This is a genomic window from Vibrio sp. 1288 (genome assembly GCF_033344475.1).
Genome location: NZ_JAWPOX010000014.1, coordinates 48546 through 69811, shown reverse-complemented (window position 1 = coordinate 69811; position 21266 = coordinate 48546). Strand labels below are relative to the sequence as shown.

Annotated in this window: 18 protein-coding genes; 7 read left to right on the top strand and 11 right to left on the bottom strand. The window is 45.1% G+C overall.

The features are described from left to right. Nucleotides 1-111: 111 nt before the first annotated feature. The 3 genes from R8O11_RS12460 to fabB form a co-directional block, all read right to left on the bottom strand. Nucleotides 112-1125 carry an aspartate-semialdehyde dehydrogenase gene (locus R8O11_RS12460; protein WP_005380562.1) on the bottom strand — a complete coding sequence of 338 codons (1014 nt, stop codon included), beginning with the start codon at nt 1123-1125 and terminating at the stop codon, nt 112-114. Further along, complete coding sequence (locus tag R8O11_RS12455) at nt 1122-2255, bottom strand: 4-phosphoerythronate dehydrogenase (protein WP_054575360.1); 1134 nt, start codon at nt 2253-2255, stop codon at nt 1122-1124. The genes R8O11_RS12460 and R8O11_RS12455 overlap by 4 nt, the downstream gene beginning before the upstream one ends. 340 nt (nt 2256-2595) lie before the next feature. After that, nucleotides 2596-3807: a beta-ketoacyl-ACP synthase I gene (fabB, locus tag R8O11_RS12450; RefSeq protein WP_005380557.1), complete on the bottom strand. Its 1212-nt coding sequence runs from the start codon at nt 3805-3807 to the stop codon at nt 2596-2598. 128 nt (nt 3808-3935) lie between these two features. Between fabB and mnmC the strand changes: the two genes are divergently transcribed. Further along, entirely contained in the window at nt 3936-5954 is a 2019-nt protein-coding gene (mnmC, locus tag R8O11_RS12445; RefSeq protein ID WP_213868040.1) for a bifunctional tRNA (5-methylaminomethyl-2-thiouridine)(34)-methyltransferase MnmD/FAD-dependent 5-carboxymethylaminomethyl-2-thiouridine(34) oxidoreductase MnmC, read from the top strand. Nucleotides 5955-6030: 76 nt separating this feature from the next. Here mnmC and R8O11_RS12440 read toward each other — a convergent pair whose 3' ends face one another. From R8O11_RS12440 to R8O11_RS12430, 3 genes are all read right to left on the bottom strand, one after another. Continuing rightward, a complete protein-coding gene (locus R8O11_RS12440) occupies nt 6031-6555 on the bottom strand; it encodes an NADPH-dependent FMN reductase (RefSeq protein ID WP_005380552.1) in 525 nt (174 codons plus the stop codon). Nucleotides 6556-6701: 146 nt separating this feature from the next. Continuing rightward, nucleotides 6702-6965, bottom strand: a complete 264-nt coding sequence (locus tag R8O11_RS12435) for a YfcL family protein (RefSeq protein ID WP_005380548.1) — start codon at nt 6963-6965, stop codon at nt 6702-6704. 25 nt (nt 6966-6990) lie between these two features. Further along, nucleotides 6991-7521, bottom strand: coding sequence for an elongation factor P hydroxylase (locus tag R8O11_RS12430; protein WP_005380546.1), 531 nt, complete (start codon nt 7519-7521; stop codon nt 6991-6993). Nucleotides 7522-7853: 332 nt separating this feature from the next. Here R8O11_RS12430 and R8O11_RS12425 point away from each other — a divergent pair, with 332 nt between their 5' ends. Continuing rightward, the gene (locus tag R8O11_RS12425; RefSeq protein WP_005380544.1) at nt 7854-8477 is read left to right on the top strand and encodes a trimeric intracellular cation channel family protein; all 624 of its coding nucleotides are present in this window, start codon (nt 7854-7856) and stop codon (nt 8475-8477) included. A 223-nt stretch (nt 8478-8700) separates the two neighbouring features. Here the strand turns inward: R8O11_RS12425 and aroC are convergent, their stop codons facing one another. Together aroC and prmB are read right to left on the bottom strand one after the other, a co-directional pair. Next, complete coding sequence (gene aroC / locus R8O11_RS12420) at nt 8701-9786, bottom strand: chorismate synthase (RefSeq protein WP_033907375.1); 1086 nt, start codon at nt 9784-9786, stop codon at nt 8701-8703. Nucleotides 9787-9967: 181 nt separating this feature from the next. Then, nucleotides 9968-10900 carry a 50S ribosomal protein L3 N(5)-glutamine methyltransferase gene (prmB, locus tag R8O11_RS12415; protein WP_005380541.1) on the bottom strand — a complete coding sequence of 311 codons (933 nt, stop codon included), beginning with the start codon at nt 10898-10900 and terminating at the stop codon, nt 9968-9970. A gap of 62 nt (nt 10901-10962) precedes the next feature. Between prmB and smrB the strand changes: the two genes are divergently transcribed. After that, complete coding sequence (smrB, locus tag R8O11_RS12410; protein ID WP_005380539.1) at nt 10963-11493, top strand: endonuclease SmrB; 531 nt, start codon at nt 10963-10965, stop codon at nt 11491-11493. A 96-nt stretch (nt 11494-11589) separates the two neighbouring features. On the opposite strand, the gene sixA is transcribed toward smrB, so the two are convergent. Then, entirely contained in the window at nt 11590-12054 is a 465-nt protein-coding gene (gene sixA / locus R8O11_RS12405; protein ID WP_005380537.1) for a phosphohistidine phosphatase SixA, read from the bottom strand. A gap of 374 nt (nt 12055-12428) precedes the next feature. On the opposite strand from sixA, the gene R8O11_RS12400 reads away from it, so the two are divergent. Both R8O11_RS12400 and R8O11_RS12395 read left to right on the top strand, forming a co-directional pair. Next, nucleotides 12429-15206, top strand: coding sequence for an insulinase family protein (locus tag R8O11_RS12400; protein ID WP_318194190.1), 2778 nt, complete (start codon nt 12429-12431; stop codon nt 15204-15206). Nucleotides 15207-15375: 169 nt separating this feature from the next. After that, the gene (locus R8O11_RS12395; protein WP_017635936.1) at nt 15376-15630 is read left to right on the top strand and encodes a hypothetical protein; all 255 of its coding nucleotides are present in this window, start codon (nt 15376-15378) and stop codon (nt 15628-15630) included. A 62-nt stretch (nt 15631-15692) separates the two neighbouring features. Here R8O11_RS12395 and fadJ read toward each other — a convergent pair whose 3' ends face one another. Both fadJ and fadI read right to left on the bottom strand, forming a co-directional pair. After that, the gene (gene fadJ, locus R8O11_RS12390; protein WP_054575364.1) at nt 15693-17804 is read right to left on the bottom strand and encodes a fatty acid oxidation complex subunit alpha FadJ; all 2112 of its coding nucleotides are present in this window, start codon (nt 17802-17804) and stop codon (nt 15693-15695) included. Beyond that, entirely contained in the window at nt 17804-19111 is a 1308-nt protein-coding gene (gene fadI, locus R8O11_RS12385; protein ID WP_005384447.1) for an acetyl-CoA C-acyltransferase FadI, read from the bottom strand. The genes fadJ and fadI overlap by 1 nt, the downstream gene beginning before the upstream one ends. Nucleotides 19112-19831: 720 nt before the next feature. Here fadI and R8O11_RS12380 point away from each other — a divergent pair. Together R8O11_RS12380 and R8O11_RS12375 are read left to right on the top strand one after the other, a co-directional pair. Next, complete coding sequence (locus R8O11_RS12380; RefSeq protein ID WP_005380528.1) at nt 19832-20407, top strand: sigma-70 family RNA polymerase sigma factor; 576 nt, start codon at nt 19832-19834, stop codon at nt 20405-20407. Then, nucleotides 20400-21131 (top strand): DUF3379 domain-containing protein, encoded by a 732-nt coding sequence (locus R8O11_RS12375; protein ID WP_054576272.1) that lies wholly within the window; start codon nt 20400-20402, stop codon nt 21129-21131. Before R8O11_RS12380 ends, R8O11_RS12375 begins: the two co-directional genes overlap by 8 nt. Nucleotides 21132-21266: the final 135 nt, after the last annotated feature.

Below are 21266 nucleotides of genomic sequence, written 5' to 3'. Positions count from 1 at the left end.
AATAAAAAATGTGTGGCTCTCGCCATATTCGTACTAATCTCACACTATTTTGTTTCGTTCGTACAAAAAAGCCTCGCACTGTGCGAGGCTTTGAAATGAACTGTAAGCGACTTAGTAGTAATCGCGGATCAGAACTTCTGCGATTTGCACCGCGTTAGTTGCCGCGCCTTTACGCACGTTATCAGCAACAACCCACAGGTTTACGCCGCTATGATGGCTGATATCGTTACGGATACGGCCAACCATTACATGGTCTTTACCGCCCGCATCGCGAACTTGTGTAGGGAAGTCTTCACCGTGGAACACTTCGATACCGTCTGTTTGCTCAAGCAAGTTAACAACTTCTTGTGCATCGATAGGTGAACGAGTCTCAATGTGAAGTGCTTCTGCGTGACCGTAGAATACAGGAACACGTACACACGTTGGATTGACTGTGATTGATGGATCGTTAAAGATCTTCTGTGTTTCCCACACCATTTTCATTTCTTCTTTGGTGTAGCCGTTTTCCATCATCTGATCGATTTGTGGAATACAGTTAAACGCGATCTGTTGAGAGAATTGCTTCTTGTCTGCAGGCAGACCGTTTAGCAGCTTCGCCGTTTGACCTGCTAGCTCATCAATACCCGCTTTGCCTGCACCAGATACCGATTGGTAGGTTGATACGTTAATACGCTCAATGCCCACCGCATCGTGAATTGGTTTTAGTGCCACCAACATTTGGATGGTTGAACAGTTCGGGTTCGCAATGATGTTACGGTTACGAAACTCTGCAATCGCTTCTGGGTTTACTTCTGGCACAACAAGAGGAATGTCGTACTCGTAACGGAAGTGTGATGTATTGTCGATAACAATCACGCCTTCATCAGCGGCAATTGGAGCCCACTTGGCTGATAGCTCACCACCAGCAGAAAACAGTGCGATATGCGCTTGAGACCAATCGAACTCTTCTACGTTTTGAACGCGTACCGTTTTACCATTGAAGCGGTAAGTCTTGCCTTCGCTGCGCTCACTCGCGAGTAGGAAGATTTCGCCTACTGGGAATTTGCGCTCTTGAAGCACATCCAAAATTGTTTCACCGACCGCACCGGTCGCACCTAAAATGGCAACATTATATTGCTGGCTCATTGACTTACCTCAATCTGAAAACCTAGTTCTGCTAATGGAGCAAGGTTACATGTTTTGTTACCCACTAGCGTGACAGCGCTGTATTCACGGCGATCCCAGTAGTTTTTACGCATCAGGTCAAAAGCGCCTGGCTTACTGATTTCGCGGCGGAAAAGAGCGTCATCTCTACGCACATCATAGATTAACTGCGTGATGTTATGCAGTGTTGCTTCGTCCCAAGCTCTGTCCAATACCATAGTAGGAACAGGCGCGGTTGGCAGTAAATCACTGGCATGCGCACGTAATTCGTTATTTAAGAACTCACAATAGCTGTTGAAAATCATCGTCGTACCGCGAGCTTTCCCTTCCAGACCATAGCCTGCAACGTGAGGGGTTGCGAATGCTAGCAGAGGCAGAAGCTCCATATCAACCTCTGGTTCAAATTCAAATACGTCAAGTGCCGCTGTAAAGCCATCGTTTTTCAAAAGACGTTGCTTCAAAGCAGCGTTGTCAACGATGGGACCTCGAGCCGCATTAATCAAAATTTGATCGCTGCGGAGACCATTTAATACCTTCTCATCAATCAAATGATGCGTTGGGTATGGGCCATCTTTGGTGATTGGCGTATGTAGTGTAATGATGTCTGAGCTTTCAATCAGTTCTGTCAATGGAGTAAAGCTACGAGGATCACCAACCTCTTGTTTGAATGGGTCATTGATCAGAACTTTAATACCCATGCCTTTCAAACATTTCTCTAGGTAGCTACCTACTTGGCCTGCACCAATAATACCTACCGTCTTGTCAAATACCGAGAAACCTTGTTGCTGAGCGAGCACCATCATCACGCTGAACGCGTATTCCGCCACACCCACTTTGTTACACCCTGGCGCCGCAGTGAAGAAAATGCCTTTCTCTTTTAAGAGTGCTTGGTCAACATGATCCATGCCTGCCGTGGCCGTACCAACAAACTTCAGCTTGTTTGCTTTGCTGATCAGGTCAGCATTCACTTTGGTGACTGAGCGAATCATTAGGGCATCAACATCCACTAAATCATCGGCGGTCAGTGTACGACCTGGTTTTAGAATTACGTTACCGAGTTGGCTGAATAGTTCTTCAGCATACGGCATATTTTCATCAACAATAATTTTCATAGCGCCAGCGTTCTAACATCCATTTGTATGAGTTCGTTTATTCGCAAGATGCGAAACTAAAGCGATTGTGCCCTTTTCCCGAAAAATCTCAAGATATAACACCAATAAACCTCAAGGAGGTAACTCCTATAGAATCAATTGACGGGAAGCCTAGAGAAAAGCAGAAACAGAGAAAAGAAAAAGCCCGGCTAAATAGCCGGGCAAAGTTCCAGAACAAAAGGATCCTATCCCGCTCTCCATGGGATAGAGTCTGCGTCTGTTCGATCAGTGTGACTGATCAAGCTCTGGAAACTGGATTGTTGGCGTTTACAGTACTCTCGCAAGGCGCCAACAAATTCAGTTAACCTTGGTACTTTTTAATAACCAAAGTTGCGTTTGTGCCGCCAAAGCCAAAGCTGTTTGACATTACGGTCGTTAGCTCTGCATCACGTGCTTCTGTCACGATGTCCAGACCTTGTGCTGCTTCGTCCAAGTTTGAAATATTGATGCTTGGAGCAATGAAGTTTTTGTCTAGCATAAGTGTTGAGTAAATCGCTTCGTGCACGCCCGCTGCGCCGAGTGCGTGACCAGTCATTGCTTTTGTTGCAGAGATTGCAGGGCTGTTCTCACCAAACAATTGTTGGATAGCACCAAGCTCTTTCACGTCACCAACTGGTGTCGATGTGCCGTGCGTGTTGATGTAATCCACACCATCAACGTCTTGCATCGCCATCTTCATACAACGAATTGCGCCTTCACCTGATGGCGCTACCATGTCGTAGCCATCTGATGTCGCACCGTAACCTACGATTTCACCGTAGATTTTCGCACCACGTGCCAGTGCGTGCTCTAGTTCTTCAATAACCAGCATGCCGCCGCCGCCCGAGATAACAAAACCGTCACGGTCTGCATCGTATGTACGAGATGCTTTGTCTGGCGTGTCATTGTATTTGGTTGACAGTGCGCCCATCGCATCAAACATCATAGTTTGAGACCAATCTAGCTCTTCGCCGCCACCAGCAAAAACAATATCTTGTTTGCCTAGTTGAATAAGCTCCATAGCATGGCCGATACAGTGTGCAGATGTTGCACATGCAGAGCTCATTGAGTAGTTCACGCCACGAATCTTAAATGGCGTAGCAAGACAAGCAGAAACAGTAGAAGACATAGTACGAGGAACCATGTAAGGACCAACTCGCTTTACGCCTTTGGCGCGCATCGTGTCTGTCGCTACCGTTTGGTTGTATGCAGAAGCACCGCCAGAACCTGCAACGATACCGGTACGGTCGTTTGAAACCTGCTCTTCTGTAAGACCAGCGTCTGCGATTGCCTGCTCCATTGATAGGTATGCATAAGCAGCCGCATCACCCATAAAGCGCATCTGCTTACGGTCGATGTGTTCCGCCGGGTTGATTTTTAGGTCACCCCATACTTGCGAACGAAGACCGTGTTCTTTGAACTGCTCAGATGCAGTGATGCCAGATTTGCCCGCTTTAAGAGACGCTAGAACTTCTTCGACGTTGTTACCGATACTTGAAACAATACCCATACCGGTGATTACGACTCGTTTCATTATGACATTCCTATAATTCAAAAATCCGCTAGATGATAACTAAGATAGTCAACAAAAGTGGTCAGCTTTCCCATAAATTCGTACAATCGCCCCATTCTTACCGCGCCAAATCACAAATTTGCACCATTATGACTTCAATAAAAAACGCAGAACTTGGTTGGAACGAAGCTGGTACTCCGGTTTCAGACCAATTTGATGATGTTTACTTCTCTAACGTAAACGGTCTTGAAGAGACACGCTACGTTTTCTTAAAACAAAATCATCTCCCAGAAAGATGGCAGGAATTTGACCAAAGACGTTTTGTCATTGGTGAAACAGGATTTGGCACGGGATTAAACTTCTTAGCAGTATGCCAGTGGTTTAGTGAGTTTCGTCGTCAGCATCCGGACGCAACATTGAAAGAGCTGCATTTTATTAGCTTTGAAAAATACCCATTAAGCAAAGCCGATTTAAAGAAGGCGCATGAAGCTTGGCCTGAGCTAGCTGAGTACGCGGAAAAGTTACAAAAGCACTATCCTGCCGCTGTGCCGGAGTGTCATCGCATTGTTTTAGAAGACGGTGCAATCACACTCGACCTTTGGTTTGGTGACATTAAAGACTGCATGCCGCAAGTCCCATACAACGAACAAGGTTTGATTGATGCTTGGTTCTTAGATGGATTCGCGCCAAGCAAAAACCCAGAGATGTGGAACCAAGGCCTGTTCAACAACATGGCAAAGCTAGCCAAGCAAGATTGTACAGTTGCCACGTTTACCGCAGCAGGCTTTGTACGTCGTGGTTTGAACGAAGCTGGCTTTACAATGAAAAAGGTGAAAGGTTTCGGCACTAAACGAGAAATGATCGCCGGCTCTATGGAGCAACGTGAAAAGCAGTCGAACCATCTCCCTTGGTTCAATCGCACAGCATCTAGCAATCTTGATTCGATAGCCATCATTGGTGGTGGTATAGCCAGCGCGGCGTTAGCGAAAACGTTAGTTCGTCGTGGCCAAAACGTCACCCTTTACTGTAAAGACAAACAACCAGCCAAAGGAGCTTCAGGCAATCGACAAGGAGCCGTTTATCCACTGCTTAATGGCCCGCACACGGGTGTTTCACGAGTGTTTGCTCCTGCATTTTTGTTCGCACGTCAGTTTGTTGAACAAGCAGCACAAGAGATCGATTTTGATCATGACTGGTGTGGCGTGACTCAGTTGATGTGGGATGACAAATCCACAGACAAACTGGAGAAAATACTTGCGGGTAACTTCACACCAGAGCTCATTCACAAGCTGTCCGCCGAGGAGACTGCGAACACTATCGGGTTACCTATTGATATGGCATCTGTGCACTACCCAATGGGAGGGTGGCTGTGCCCTGCCGAGTTAACTCGTGGGTTAATTAAACAATTGGAGCAGACGTCGTTACTCTCAACGAAGTTTGAACACCATGTTGAGGCATTAGATTGGGATGAAAAGCGTCAGCTCTGGCTACTAACGGCGAGTGGTCAAACATTTGAGCACTCAACGGTTGTGATTGCGAACGGCCATGAGTTCCAGACATTGAGTCAAACCGCTTCCCTACCAATGGGACAAGTGAAAGGACAAGTCAGTCATGCGCCAGCAACCGAAACGCTGAGTCAGCTGAAAACGGTGTTGTGTTACGACGGTTACATGACACCTGTTAACCCAAGTAATCAACACTTGTGTATCGGTGCAAGCTACGACCGCAGTCACCTTGACTACGAATTTGATGAAAACGCCCAAAAAGATAATGCGGAAAAGCTAGTGAAATGTGTACCGAATCAAACATGGGCAAAAGAGGTAGATATCACTGGTAATCAATCTCGCCAAGGTATTCGTTGTGTTAGCCGAGATCACTTACCATTTGTCGGAAATGTGGGTGACTTTGAGACGATCAAAACGCAATACGCCAACTTACAAAATCAAAAAGCAGAAGAGGTAGAAACCATTCATCAGTACCCTAACCTATTCTGCTTCTTAGGTTTAGGATCTCGTGGACTGAGCTCTGCACCACTATTAGCTGAAGTGTTGGCCTCCCAGATCTGTGGGGACCCACTGCCATTACCTGTTGATGTATTAACCGAACTTCACCCAAGTCGAATGTGGGTTCGTAAACTAAGAAAAGGCAAAGCCATTACCGAGCTGTAAGAGTATTCTCTCGTTTTAATTCCCGACACAGATACGTGTCGGGAATCGCTAACTCACTAAGTTGCTCGTACTGAGATTACTTCAGCAGTGCAACTGCCTGTTTCACTTGCTCTGCCACTTCTGGGTTTACAACCTTACCCGATTCCACGTCAAAATTTTCGTAGAAGCTCGGCACCGATAACGATGCCTTTACATCCGCGCCAAAAAATTGTGCAGAACCTGTCGCCGCCGCAAGAACACTTTGTGCACCACCGGGACCTGGGGAAGTTGCTAAATAAACGACAGGTTTGTTTTGAAATACATTACGCTCAATGCGCGTCGCCCAATCGAACAAGTTTTTATAGGCCGCTGGGTACGAACCGTTGTGCTCTGCGAAGGAAACAACGAGAGCGTCAGCCTCCGCCAAGTCACGTAAAAACGCGACAGCCCCTTCAGCTTGACCTATTTCTTTCTCTTTGTCCTCGCTAAACATTGGCGCTTGATAATCGTTTAAGTCTAGAACATTCACTTGAGCGCCTTCGACTTGATTTGCTGCGTATGTAGCAAGTAGTTTGTTGATTGAGGTAGAGCTGGTAGATGCACCAAATGCGACAATTTTCATGGTTGTAATCCTTTGTTCACGTTTTATGCTGATCAGAATAAAAGTTGAACAGTTTCGCTACAACCACAAAAATTTTATGGAGAGGTTCGAATTTTTCGAAGTAGTAAATGACTAGGATTAAATAAAGGGAGAACGCTGCTTAGGGATTAAGCCTGAGCCTGGAGCTCTTGCCACAAATCACTGACAATCACGCGATCGGCCGGGCTTAACTCGGTACGCGCATCTTCTAAGCTGCTCTCAATGCGTGACTTCAGCTCAGTAATATCGCTAATCCCTTCTTCTTCACAAGACGCCGCGGATAAAGAGATGTGACCACGTAAATAACCACCAGCAAACAATTCATCGTCAGATGCTGTTTCAATTCGAGCATCAATCAGTTCCAGTAGTTTTTCTTCAAATTCAATAATCATGGTGTATCTCTGAGGTTATTAGTGGTTATTTAACGCAAAAGTCCGACGCTTCCAGTGGCTTAGTTTGATAAAATGCGCGCAGGGCATCAGAAAGCATTTTCACTCGCAAAGGCAAGCCAACGTCCAAAATACCTAGCACTTCTTTATGCACTTTTTTCATAAAGCCGAGCCTATCTGGTTCAAAATCGCCGTGTAGATTGTCACAACTCACCGTAAAAGGGAAGCCAGCGCTTTGTGCCAGAATCCATTCATAAGCTTGAGGTCGCACTTCAACTTTCTCAAACTCCGCTTGAACTTCTGCTGTTCGCCCATCGGGTTCATACCAATAGCCAAAATCTTCCAGCAAACGACGCTCTGGACCAGCCACACACCAATGCGAAATCTCGTGTAAAGCAGAGGCGTAAAAACCCCGAGCAAAAATAATCCGATGATGAGGGTGTTCATCATCAGCAGGAAGATAAATAGGCTCATCACCACCTAACTCTAATTTCGTATTAAATTGTTCTAAAAAGGTGTCATTAAAAATGGTGATTAAGTCTTGGTATTCGTGGGTCATCGTCGAGTTTGTACTTCAGTTTGACATGCGCTGCATATTGTCGCTGTTTTTAGCTATGAGGTAAAGGCAACCCCACATTTTTGGTTATTAGTTGAATTTATCTGAACATCGCTTTCTCCATACAATTTCTCATTCGTCAGCGTACTTATTTACCACTACACTCTCGCCTTATTTTGATGCCGTTCAAACCGCTATTTTTAAGCCGTTTGATTACAAGCATGTTGCTGGTTTTAATCACTTTTTAAGAGAGATAGAACCGTTTGTAAGTGTTGTTACTTCGCCTACGCTGATTCTCGTAGAACGTAGTGACTTTTTACGTTGAGTGTTTCCCTATGTTGCTAAGTGTGTTGTATATCATTGGTATCACGGCTGAAGCCATGACAGGTGCGTTAAGTGCTGGTAGAAGAAAGATGGACTGGTTTGGTGTTATGTTGGTGGCCAGCGCAACGGCCATTGGTGGTGGCACCGTACGTGACATTCTATTAGGCCACTACCCTCTTGGTTGGGTAAAAAACCCAGAGTTCCTTGCAATTACGTGTGTTGCAGGTGTGCTAACAACAGGTTTAGCGAAATGGGTGATTAAGCTGAAAGGTCTGTTCATTCGCCTCGATGCATTAGGTTTAATCGTGTTTAGTATCATCGGAACAAAAATTGCGATGGGCATGGGCTTGCACCCTGGTATTTGTATGGTTTCAGCGTTAGTAACTGGTGTATTCGGTGGGCTACTTCGCGACTTAATCTGTCGCCAAACACCATTGGTACTGCATGAAGAGCTTTACGCTTCTGTCGCTCTTATCGCATCAGGAATGTACTTAGCGCTATTAGAATTCAATGTTCCCGATGTCACTGCCACTATTATTACACTGGTTACTGGTTACATGTTGCGTATGGCTGCGGTACGCTTTAAGTGGCGTCTGCCTTCTTTCCATTTGGAAACCGAAGGCTCGATTCATTAAGCAAAAACTACTTAAACAAAAGAGGTTGCCTGATAAAATTGTGCCACCCGCGATTCAGTGAGTGGCATAATTTTATATTCAGTCATCCTGAACAGCGACGAAGGAGCATGATTCAGGATCTATTATCCGAGCACTCTGTTGTCAGAGATGTTTCTTTCTCTTTTCATCGCGCTGAAATTAGATTCCTAGTCTCGCTATAGCTCGCTGGAATGACACAAAGCTCTTAAATCTTCGGTGTTTCAGTTGTTACGCCATGGTTTTGACCACGGTGGCGTAGTAAATGATCCATCACCACAATTGCCAGCATCGCTTCTGCGATAGGCACAGCACGAATACCCACACATGGGTCATGACGACCTTTGGTGATCAACTGAGTTGGTTCACCTTCTTTTGTGATGGTCTCACCCGGCACAGTGATACTTGATGTTGGCTTAAGCGCAATGTTAGCGACAATGTCTTGACCAGTCGAGATACCACCAAGAATGCCACCCGCATGATTACTACCAAAACCTTCAGGAGCAAGCGTATCACGGTGCTGACTGCCTTTTTGGTTTACCACCTCGAAACCGTCTCCGATTTCTACGCCTTTCACCGCGTTGATGCTCATTAGTGCGTGCGCGATGTCTGCATCCAGACGGTCAAATACGGGTTCCCCGAGACCAACAGGCACGTTAGTTGCCACAACCTGGATTTTTGCGCCAATAGAGTCGCCTTCTTTTTTCAGGTCACGGATAAGTTGGTCAAATGCTTCTACTTTGTCAGCATCAGGGCAGAAGAATGCATTGTTCTCGATTTCGCTCCAATCTACCTTGTCGATAGATACATCACCCATTTGTGACAAGTAAGCACGAATCTCAACACCAAACTCATCTTTTAAGTATTTCTTCGCGATTGCACCAGCCGCCACACGCATTGCGGTTTCACGAGCTGAAGAACGGCCGCCACCGCGATAGTCGCGGATGCCGTATTTTTGGTGGTAAGTGTAATCAGCATGACCCGGTCTGAACTTATCTTTGATGTCAGAGTAGTCTTTTGAGCGCTGATCGGTGTTTTCAATTAGCAAACCGATCGATGTGCCCGTGGTTTTGCCTTCAAAAACGCCAGAAAGAATTTTAACTTCATCCGGTTCACGACGTTGTGTGGTGTAACGTGATGTGCCTGGACGACGGCGGTCGAGATCGATTTGTAGATCTGCTTCTGTAATTTCCAACCCCGGAGGACATCCGTCTACGATACATCCCAGTGCGATACCGTGACTTTCCCCGAATGTCGTCACTCGGAAATGTTGTCCGATACTGTTTCCTGCCATTACTTCCTCAAGTTTTTTATCGCCACGCTCTCTCAAAACAGAGCATAGCTGCTTTCCAATTCTTCGTGGATTCATAGTGGCTTTATTACGTTTTGATGTAAAGAGTTAATATCGGCGAGGTATGCATAAAAAAAACACCGAGCATAAAGCTCGGTGTTTTGATGTTTAGTGCAAGACTCTATTAGTCTTTGTACAGTTTAAACTCTTCTGCACACTCAACCAGCTGGTCACGCGTTAGCATAAATACGCCATGACCGCCGTTCTCGAACTCAATCCAAGTAAATGGAATCTCTGGGTACTGTTCCATCATATGAATCATTGAGTTGCCAACTTCACAAATAAGAATGCCGTTATCTGTTAGATAATCTGGCGCGTTAGCAAGAATACGACGCACTAGTTTTAGACCATCCGTACCCGCAGCTAAACCAAGCTCAGGCTCATGCGTGAACTCATCTGGCAGGCTGTTCATGTCTTCTTCATCCACATATGGTGGGTTAGACACGATTAGATTGTATTTCTCTTTTGGAAGATCACGGAACAAATCAGAGCGAATTGGGAACACTTGCTGCTCCATGCCGTGATCTTGTACGTTTTGCTCAGCCACTTGTAGAGCATCTGTAGAGATGTCGATCGCATCCACTTCTGCTTCAGGGAAAGCGTGCGCACAAGCAATCGCGATACAACCAGAACCCGTACATAGGTCCATGATGCGCGTAGGTTCTTCCACCAACCAAGGTTGGAATTCCGCTTGAATCAATTCGCCGATAGGAGAACGTGGCACAAGTACACGCTCATCGACGAAGAACTCAAGACCGCAGAACCATGCTTTGTTTGTTAGGTATGCTGTTGGCGTACGCTCGTTGATGCGTTTTACTACGCGCTCAACAATACGCAGACGCTCGCTTGTCGTTAGGCGAGAGTTCAATACGTGCGGAGGCACATCAATCGGCAAGTATAAGGTTGGCAGGATAAGCTGAACAGCTTCATCCCACGCATTATCAGTACCATGACCGTAAAACAGGTTCGCTGCATTAAAGCGGCTTACCGTCCAACGAATCATATCTTGAAGGGTATGCAGTTCCGATACCGCTTCTTCTACAAAAATCTTATCCAAAATTGCCTCCGAAAAGCGCTACAATACTGCCAATAAAGTTTATTAATGAAATTGTTTACCTAATGAGCAAAAAAGACACCGAGAACGATGACGATTTCGCCTTGTTTCAGGAAGCAGTACAGGGCGTAAAAAAGTTGCGACAGGATACCATAATCCAGCAACCAAAAAAAAATACTAAGCAAAAAGAAATCAAGCGCTCCAACCGTGAAGCGAGTGACTCTGAATTTTACTTTTCAGACGAGTTTGTCCCTCTATTAAACGATGAAGGTCCAACTCGTTATGCACGTGACGACGTCTCCACTTATGAAGTCAAACGTCTACGTCGTGGCGTGTATGTACCGGACGTGTTCCTCGATATGCACGGCATGACACAGCAAGAAGCAAAACGCGAGCTTGGTGCGATGATAGCCTATTGCATCAAAAACGAGATTCATTGTGCGTGTGTGCAACATGGTATTGGGAAACACATCCTGAAACAGAAAGCCCCACTTTGGTTAGCACAGCATCCTGACGTTATGGCTTTTCACCAAGCGCCACTAGAATTTGGTGGTGATGGTGCGTTGTTAGTGTTGCTTTCTATTCCTGAAAAGTAACAGGCTTGCTGTAGACACGACGAAACGAAAAGGCAGGGATCTCCTGCCTTTCTTATTCTGTCTCTAATTTGCAAACGCTTATTTTGGTTTAGACACTTATGGCGTAATATGCCAAAGCACTTCACCATTTTGTGTTTGTAAATCATATTCAATGCACACTAGCCCTGATGTAGGAAACATCGGTGGTGTCATGTCTTTTACAAACTCTGAAGTCAGATAACCGACCAAAGGCAAATGCGATACGAACAAAAGCGAGTCCAATTGTTCGACTTCGATTAACGCACTTGCGAAATCGAAGACATGCTCGGACTGGCCATAAGGTGTAATATCTTCACAAGTTTCAATGCTTTTTGCAGAGAAATACGCACTGATCTCTTGCCAAGTTTGTTGAGCTCTAATGTACGGACTCACCAACACTTTATCGAATTGCGCAAACCCCTGTTCTTTACAGGCTCTAGCAACCGCTTCTGATTCGACTCTGCCTCTTGGGGTCAATTGTCGTGCTGCGTCTGAATCTGCAAAATGCTCGGCTTCACCGTGACGCATGATGAATATTTTCATGTTATTTCCTAGGGATAGCTAACGCTACCAAAAGGTTGACTGCTATCTTTATTAGATAGACGGGGCTAACTTTAACAATGACGAAACAAAAATACTGATATAATTATCTGTTCATTATACCAATTCGCTTGTTAAAGATAGCGACTTTCTTAACAATCTATTAAAAGAATGTACTCAGTTCATCACACTATTTAACTGTGCAATGAGTTCAGAGCATTCACTCAAACAGTTCTTCCCCATACGCAAACGCGATGGGCCTGTGCAGAAGTCTACGAATAACAAAAATACGGCAAGCAGTATTTGTCGAAACGCAAACTTTGCGCCCCCCGCGAGGGGAGCCTAAATTACTGTAATGCGAAATCTGGAGACGCATCGTGCATCTAAGTCCTAACGATTCAAATCAATACCGCTACATTACCTTGAGCAATGAACTGCGTGTACTGCTGATTCATTCCGATACAGCTCAACAGTCGGCAGCTGCTCTGGCAGTGAACGTTGGACACTTCGACGACCCAAACGATCGCCAAGGTCTGGCACACTATTTAGAACACATGCTTTTTTTGGGTACGGAAAAATACCCTAAAGTGGGCGAGTTTCAAAGCTATATTAGCCAACACGGTGGAACAAACAACGCTTGGACTGGTACAGAGCACACTTGTTTCTTTTTCAATATTGCTCCAAATGCCTTTGAAAGTGCCTTAGATCGATTTAGCCAATTTTTTACCGCACCTTTGTTTAACGAAGAAGCATTAGACAAAGAGCGACAGGCTGTCGACTCCGAATACAAGCTCAAACTCAATGATGATTCTCGTCGCCTGTATCAAGTTAACAAAGAAGTCATCAATCCAGAGCACCCGTTTTCAAAATTCTCTGTCGGAAACTTAGATACTCTTGGCGACCGAGATGGTAAATCCATCCGCGACGAAATTGTGGAGTTTCACCACTCTCAGTATTCCGCCGATTTGATGACACTGACTCTATTTGGGCCACAGTCGCTCGATGAACAGCAAGCTTGGGTAGAAACCATGTTTGCCGACATCCCAAATCACCACCTTCGTGGAAAATCGATTGATGTACCGATAGGCACTGAGGAAAGCACGGGCATTTTGGTTCAAGTCGAGCCGCTCAAAGAGTTCCGTAAACTGATTCTCACATTCCCCATGCCGGGAATGGATGCGCATTATAGCGTGAAGCCACTCTCCTACTTTGCTCACCTGTTGGGTTATGAAGGAGAAGGCAGTTTGATGCTTCAACTCAAAGAAAAAGGCTGGATTACCTCTCTCTCAGCGGGCGGCGGCGCGAGTGGCAGTAACTACCGAGACTTTACCGTAAGCTGCACCCTGACGCCAAACGGCTTAGATCATGTTGATGATATCGTTCAAGCGGTTTTTCAATACCTCTCGATGATCAAACAAGACGGGTTAGATGAATGGCGCTATCTCGAAAAACAAGCGGTATTAGAATCGGCTTTCCGCTTCCAAGAGCCATCGCGCCCAATGGATCTCGTCAGCCATCTGGTGATCAACATGCAGCACTATCAACCGGAAGACACGGTTTATGGTGACTACAAAATGGCGGGCTACGATGAGGAGTTACAGCGTTCATTGCTGCGATACTTAACCATCGATAATGTACGCGTCACTTTGATTGCTAAAGGCCTGGAATACAACCGTACTGCCGAATGGTACTTTACCCCGTACTCCGTCACACCTTTTAGTGAAGACCAACGTCGTTTCTATCAACAAATCGATCCAAGCTGGCAATTCGTCTTACCGGAAAAGAACCCTTATATTTGCTACGATCTCGACCCCATGCCACTCGAAAATGGTGATTCACTGCCAGAGTTGATTGAGGATCTCGAAGGGTTTCGGCTGTGGCATTTGCAAGATGACGAATTTCGCGTGCCCAAAGGTGTCGTTTATGTCGCTATCGACAGCTCTCATGCCGTTGCATCACCAAAGAACATCGTCAAAACGCGCTTATGTGTAGAGATGTTCCTCGATTCGCTAGCAAAAGAAACCTATCAAGCAGAAATCGCAGGGATGGGTTACAACATGTATGCTCACCAAGGTGGCGTGACCTTAACCCTCTCAGGGTTCAGTCAAAAGCTGCCTCAGTTGCTAGAAATGATTCTGCACCGTTTTGCTTCTCGAGATTTCAGCCCTGCTCGCTTTGAAACCATCAAACAACAATTGTTACGAAACTGGAGAAATGCTTCACAAGATCGCCCTATTTCGCAGCTGTTTAACGCACTTACTGGGTTACTTCAACCCAATAACCCGCCTTTCGCAACCTTAGTCGAAGCGCTAGAAGAAATCGAAGTCGATGAACTCTCGGTATTCGTAGAATCCATTCTTGCAGAACTGCACGTTGAAATGTTTGTTTACGGAGACTGGCAACGCCAGCAAGCCCATGACATGGCTACGACCTTGAAGGATGCTCTAAGAGTTAACGAGCAACGTTATGAAGAGGCACTTCGTCCGCTCATTATGCTAGGTAAAAATGGCAGTTTTCAACGTAAGGTGCATTGTAATCAGCAAGATTCAGCAGTCGTTATTTACCACCAGTGCGAGGATATTGAGCCTCGCAGTATCGCGCTATACTCATTGGCCAATCACCTTATGTCGGCAACGTTTTTCCACGAAATCCGTACCAAGCAGCAATTAGGTTACATGGTAGGCACTGGCAATATGCCGCTAAATCGTCACCCTGGTATTGTACTGTATGTGCAGTCACCTAATGCAGCACCTGCCGAGCTGGTTACCTCAATCGATGAGTTTTTAAATGCCTTTTATATGGTGCTGTTAGAGTTAAACGATTACCAATGGCACAGCAGTAAGCGCGGCTTGTGGAACCAAATAGCAACGCCGGACACCACACTTCGAGGACGGGCTCAACGTCTTTGGGTTGCGATAGGAAATAAGGACACTGAGTTTAACCAACGTGACAAGGTACTGGCGGAGTTGAAGAAGCTGACGCGCGCAGACATGATTCGCTTCGTTGTGAACGAATTGAAACCTCGTACTGCAAATCGTTTGATCATGCACTCTCAAGGTCAAGCGCATTCGGAGGCTCCGCGCATCCATCTAGGACAAGAAATAGGATCGATTGAAGAGTTCCAACTTCGGCCAAAAGATTGCGGCTTGGGGTGATCTAGTTGCGCAGAAATAAAATTGTCGAATACTAAGTATGTACCTAGAGCCCAGTGAGATTGTCGGTCTCATAGATTGAATCGGCACCATAATTAGCAGAAAATTGAAATTACGCCATTACGGCTTATGCTCTAATTCCCCGCACTAAAAATAACTTAATGAGGTAGTCATGAAAAAAGCACTTTTACTTGTGGCTCTTATACTGCCATTGGCATCTGCTCACGCTGAAATCTCAGTCAAAGGCGATGGCTTCGAATTAAGTGACGACTGTGTGCGCCTTAGCGGAGACAATGTATCTATCAACTCAGATGATTGCTCTTCAAAGCAGTGGAATGATAAAGACAAAAAAGGTAACAGCAGCGTTCACGGGGACGACAACCCAGGTAAAGGCCACAATAAAGATAAGAAAGACAAGAAGAAGTAACCATTTCTTCTTTATGAAAAAGGCTTGCCACTGGCAAGCCTTTTTCTCTACCGAAGCAACGTTTAATAGAACGTTGTCCCTTCACCAGCTCGAGTAAGCAAACCATCACATGGCGCGTAACGATCGCCATACTTCGATGCAAACTCATTCATTTTCTCTACGAGCTCTTTAATGCCAAATTGGTCCATGTAACGGAACGGACCACCCAAGAACGGTGGGAAACCAATACCAAATATCGCGCCAATATCACCGTCACGTGACGAGCGAATGATGCCATCATCCAAACAACGTACCGCTTCATTCAACATTGGCAACACACAGCGCAACGCAATATCGTTATCGCTTAGCTTAGATTCAGGGTCGAGCTTAAGCAGTTTGTAAACTGATTTGTCGACATCTTTCTTCTTGCCCTTGTAAGTGTAAAACCCCTTACCACTCTTGCGTCCTTTACGTCCATCATTTAACAAGATATCAAACACATCCGGGCCTTTGAATCGGTCACCTAACTCATTAACCAGAATCGGCATAATTTTCGCGCCAATGTCGACACCGACTTCATCCAGTAAGGTAATCGGGCCGACAGGGAAACCAAAGTCAAGCAACGCCGTATCAATCTTTTCGATCGGTTCGTTAGCCAGCAGAATATGCGCCGCTTCGTTCATGTATGGCGCAAGAATGCGGTTCACGTAAAAGCCCGCTTTGTCTTTCACTACGATCGGGGTTTTACCTTGCTTCTTAGCAAGTGCAACAACTGTTGAAACGGTTTCATCTGACGTCGTTTCATGCGGAATCACTTCCACCAAAGGCATTTTTTCTACTGGGCTGAAGTAATGCAAACCCACTACGTTTTCTGGACGCTCTGCTTTTTCTGCAATTTTGTGGATAGGCAACGAAGAAGTATTGGTCGCAAAGATAGTTTCTGACTTAGCGTTCGCTTCAATGTCCGCCACCATTTTTTGCTTAAGATCTAAGTCTTCAAAAACGGCTTCAATTACGACATCAATATGATTAAAACTGGTAAAATCGACACCACCAGACAGTTGCAGCATTTTCGCTTGCAGATCGGCCTTGGATAGAATGCGACGTCTGCGCTGTTTCTCAAATAACTTGTAGTTGTAGTTGAGCGCATTTAAAACGCCATCGTTGCTAACATCTTTGATGCGAACAGGTACTTTTGCTTTTGCAACAGACACATGGCTGATTCCGGCGCCCATCAGACCACCACCAAGCACACCAACTTTATGAACTGGTGCTGGTTTCGCATCCGTGCCATTTTCTTTCTTCATTTCTGTTGTGGCAAAGAAGATCGAACGGAGCGCTTTTGACTCTGAGCTCATCACAAGCTCACCAAAGCGCTTCGCTTCAAGTTCTTGGCCTTTAGCGAAGCCTTTCTCTAAGCCATGTTGAATAACTTCTAGAATTGCAACCGTTGCTGGATAGTTACCGCGAGTTTTTTGATTCGTTTTCTTCGCAGCTTGCTCAAATACAAACTTGCGCCCTAGCCCGCTACCAGACATCACCTTTTCTTTCGTCGATAGCTTTTTCGTGCCCTTGTTTTTACCTTTGTCGATAAACTGTTTTGCTACGTCGAGCAAAATGGTGTCAGGCACACAGGCGTCCACAACGCCCAATTTTTTGGCTTTCTTCGCACGAAGTTGTTTACCCGTCAGGATCAAGTCCAACGACGGTAACAGGCCAATCAAACGTGGCAGACGCTGAGTACCACCAGAACCTGGCAATAAACCAAGTTGTACTTCTGGCAGACCTAAACGCGTTTTGTCAGAATCCGTACAAACACGATAATCACATGCAAGAGCCAGTTCTAAACCACCGCCCAAACATGGGCCATGAATAGCCGCAACGACAGGATAAGGTAAGTCCGATAGCTGCTGGAACAACTCCTGACCTTGCCTTGCTAAGGCTTCCGCTTCACTTGCTGTGGTGCATGCTTCTAGCATTCGAACATCAGCACCCGCAACAAAATTGTCCGGTTTTAGGGAGTGGATGATCATCCCTTTAATACCACTGGAGTCTTTTAGCTGAGCAAAAATTTCTTTCATTTCGTCAGCAAAAGCCGCCTGCAGCGTATTCATTTTTTCATTAGGAACATCGATGGCTAACCAAGCAATATTTTGCTCATCAACCTTTAGACTAAATGCTTTTTGCTCGCTCATTACTCAACCTCCAGAATCATTGCCGCACCAAGACCACCAGCAGCACATGCGGTATTCAATGCAATACCACCGCCACGGCGTTTTAGCTCTCGTAGGGTTTGCGTCATCATACGCGCACCAGTCGCAGCAAATGGGTGACCATAAGCAATTGATCCGCCAAGCACGTTGAACTTATCCATATCAATTTCACCAATCGCTTTTGAGCGACCAAGGTTTTCTTGAGCAAACTTATCGGAAGCAAACATCTTCACATTCGCCAATGCTTGAGCAGCAAAGGCCTCGTGCATGTCGATCAACGTCAGGTCTGACAATTCCAAGCCTGTATTTTCAAGCACTTTCGCTGTAGCATAAGTCGGCCCCATCAGCATGTCCTTTTCCACGCCGATAGCAGAGAATGCATAACCTCGGATGTAACCAAGAATCTCCATTCCGAGCTCTTTCGCTTTACCTTCTCGCATCAACATCACTGCCGCACCACCATCAGTCAATGGCGTACTGTTCGCAGCCGTAACACTGCCATACTGACGATCAAACGCAGGTCGCAATTTCGCGTATCCCTCAACCGTTGAGTCATGACGGATATTGTTGTCTTCCGAAATCCACTTTTTGTATGGTTCAGGGAAAGCCGTCATCACTTCATCTTGGATTTTTCCTTCTTTCCAAGCTTGAGAAGCCAGCGTATGAGAACGATGTGCAAGCGCATCCTGTTCTGCGCGAGAAATACCATGTGTTTTAGCCATTTGCTCTGCAGTTTGTCCCATGGATAAACCCGTAGAGTACTCTGCTACTGCTGGTGGCACTGGCATCAGGTCTTTAAAGCTCAAGTTTTTGAGGATACTAAGCTTCTGACCCATTGTTTTTGTCTTACTAAGAGCAAGCAGATTAGCGGCCAATTTCTTTGATACGCCAATAGGCAGGACGGAAGAAGAGTCTGCACCGCCAGCAATACCAATATCGATGGTTCCCGCCATGATGCTTTCTGCGACATTAACCGCCGCTTGAAAACTCGTTGCACACGCTCGAGTCACACTGTAAGCATCAGTATGGATGTTCATACCGGTGCCTAACACGATTTCTCGTGCGATGTTTGGCGCTTCAGGCATTTGTACTACTTGTCCAAATACCACTTGTTCGATTAGCTTCGGATCAATATCTGTTCGAGCAAGCATTTCGCTTACTACCATTTTCCCTAAATCGACCGCTGGCACTTGGCTAAATTCCGTGCTTTGACGAGCAAAGGGAGTTCGAAGCCCCGCGACAATAGCGACACGCTCACCATTGCGTGTTTTTACTTCCTGCTTGCCCATTGTTTCTCCTTAAATACAAGAGGTCTGACCTGATGCATTGTAATGAATTTGTTAAATTTATCAAACGTGCGTTTAAATAAACGTGAAGCAAGTAGTTCAATTACTCTACTTCTTTGATTATTATGCGATTACTAATGGTTAACTATAGAGAGTTAAAACGGTAAGAGGTATACGGAAAGTAAAATCGAAGCAAAAAAAAACCACACATAACTGTGTGGTCGGAATATCTATAAAACAATTAACTTACGCCAATTGAAAAGTAATCAGTTTCCTGATTAGGAGAAAGTAAAGTCAGCCTTCAAAAGGAAGTGTCATCTTGCTCAACATGTTAGTCGCAATGACTAACGAGATGACAAGGTGTACTATAACCCCTTCACTGCTTGATATTTTGAAATAGATCAATTTTATAGTGATTTTACGAGTTTTAAGCTCACCTAAAGCGATTATTGATTCAAAACAATTAAAGAATCCACCATCAGAAGTCCCTTTTAATGCTCCATCGAGTGAACTTATCCAAGCCATTGATTACTAATGATGATATTGTTAACAATATATATCAATTCGTGTTCGATGATATCTGACATTTGCGTATACACTTTTAGGTAACCACATGGCTTATTGTGTCAAAGGGGTTGCATGACAAATCCTGCAACCAAAACCGCTAAGCGATGAAGCAAATAAAGTCATGCTCAGAACAAATAAGAAACTCACAGAGCGAGGATGGAGGCTCCTGTGGCCATATTAAAAATGTTTGGAAAGAAAAATTCCAACAGTCCGGTCAACTCTGATATGGACAAGCAAAGAAAATACGAAGCGCTCGTCCGAGGGTATCATCGTGACTTGTACCGCTACGCATATTGGTTGTGCAAAGATAAAGCGGTCGCGGAAGATCTAGTTCAGGAAACCTGTCTTAGAGCTTGGAAGTCACTCGATAGCCTCCAGGACGAAAAAGCTGCCAAGTCTTGGCTCATCACAATATTGAGACGAGAAAATGCGCGCCGCTTCGAACGTAAACAATTTGATTTAGTTGATATCGATGATTACGGCAATGATGCTAAAGTCAGCGATGACTCACATCATCAGCAAGAATGGCTGCAGGCACAGATCATGAAGCTCGATGTTGAATACCGTGAGCCTTTATTTCTCCAAGTTGTCGGTGGTTTCAGTGGAGAAGAAATTGGCGACATTCTTGATTTAAATAAAAACACAGTGATGACTCGACTATTTCGCGCTCGTAATCAACTTAAAGAGATGTTGGATTCTCAAGATACCAAGAGAGGACAAAAGAATGGATGATTTAGAATTTCGTCGTCGTATTTTGTCGGATCCAAAACAAAAGGATGAAGAGATTCTGCAAGCTTTAGCTGGTAGCGACGCCAACAATAAGTTTGTTGATGACGTTTTGGATCTCGATGTAAAAATTAAACAAGCCATGAATGTGGATGTACCCGAAGATCTCGCAGATAAGATTTTATTTAGCCAGACGTCGAGTGCACTTGATGAAGAGAAGGTCGTCAGACCAAACTTTGTCCGCAAAGCAATGGCACTTGCCGCTTCTATTGCGTTCACCGCAGGATTATTCGTTGGTCAAGTAAACTGGGGAAATGTTTTGGTGTCTCCAGCACAAGCCAGTTTAGCGGATACCGCGATGAAACACGTTATTCATGAAGAACCGTTTGTTCGTCATCTTGATGAGGATGTACCGAGCTCGCAAATTAATGCGAAAATGTCGCCATTTCATTACCAGTTTAGTGAAAACTTTCCATATCACGTTTACTACCTAAACCACTGCGGTTTTGGCGAATCCAATGCGGTGCATATGGTGTTCCAAGGTCCAAAAGGTAAAGTAACGTTATTTATTACTGGTATTCCAAGCGAACAAAGTACCGACTTTAGTAAGGATGGCATGACCGGAATCGTTCAGCCCGTCGGGAGTTCAAGCCTGATTTTAGTCGGGGAAGAAGGTGAAAATATTGATGCGATCGCTACGACTCTTGCATCAATGATTAAGCCAATGTAACAACTTCGACGATTTCCAGCCTTCAAAAGGTTAAATGCCGCTAAATGATCTTATTTAGCGGCATTTTTGTATAAATAGAACACAAAACATTCACCACCCCTATCGCATTTAGAGCTTAAACTCTAAATTATGCAT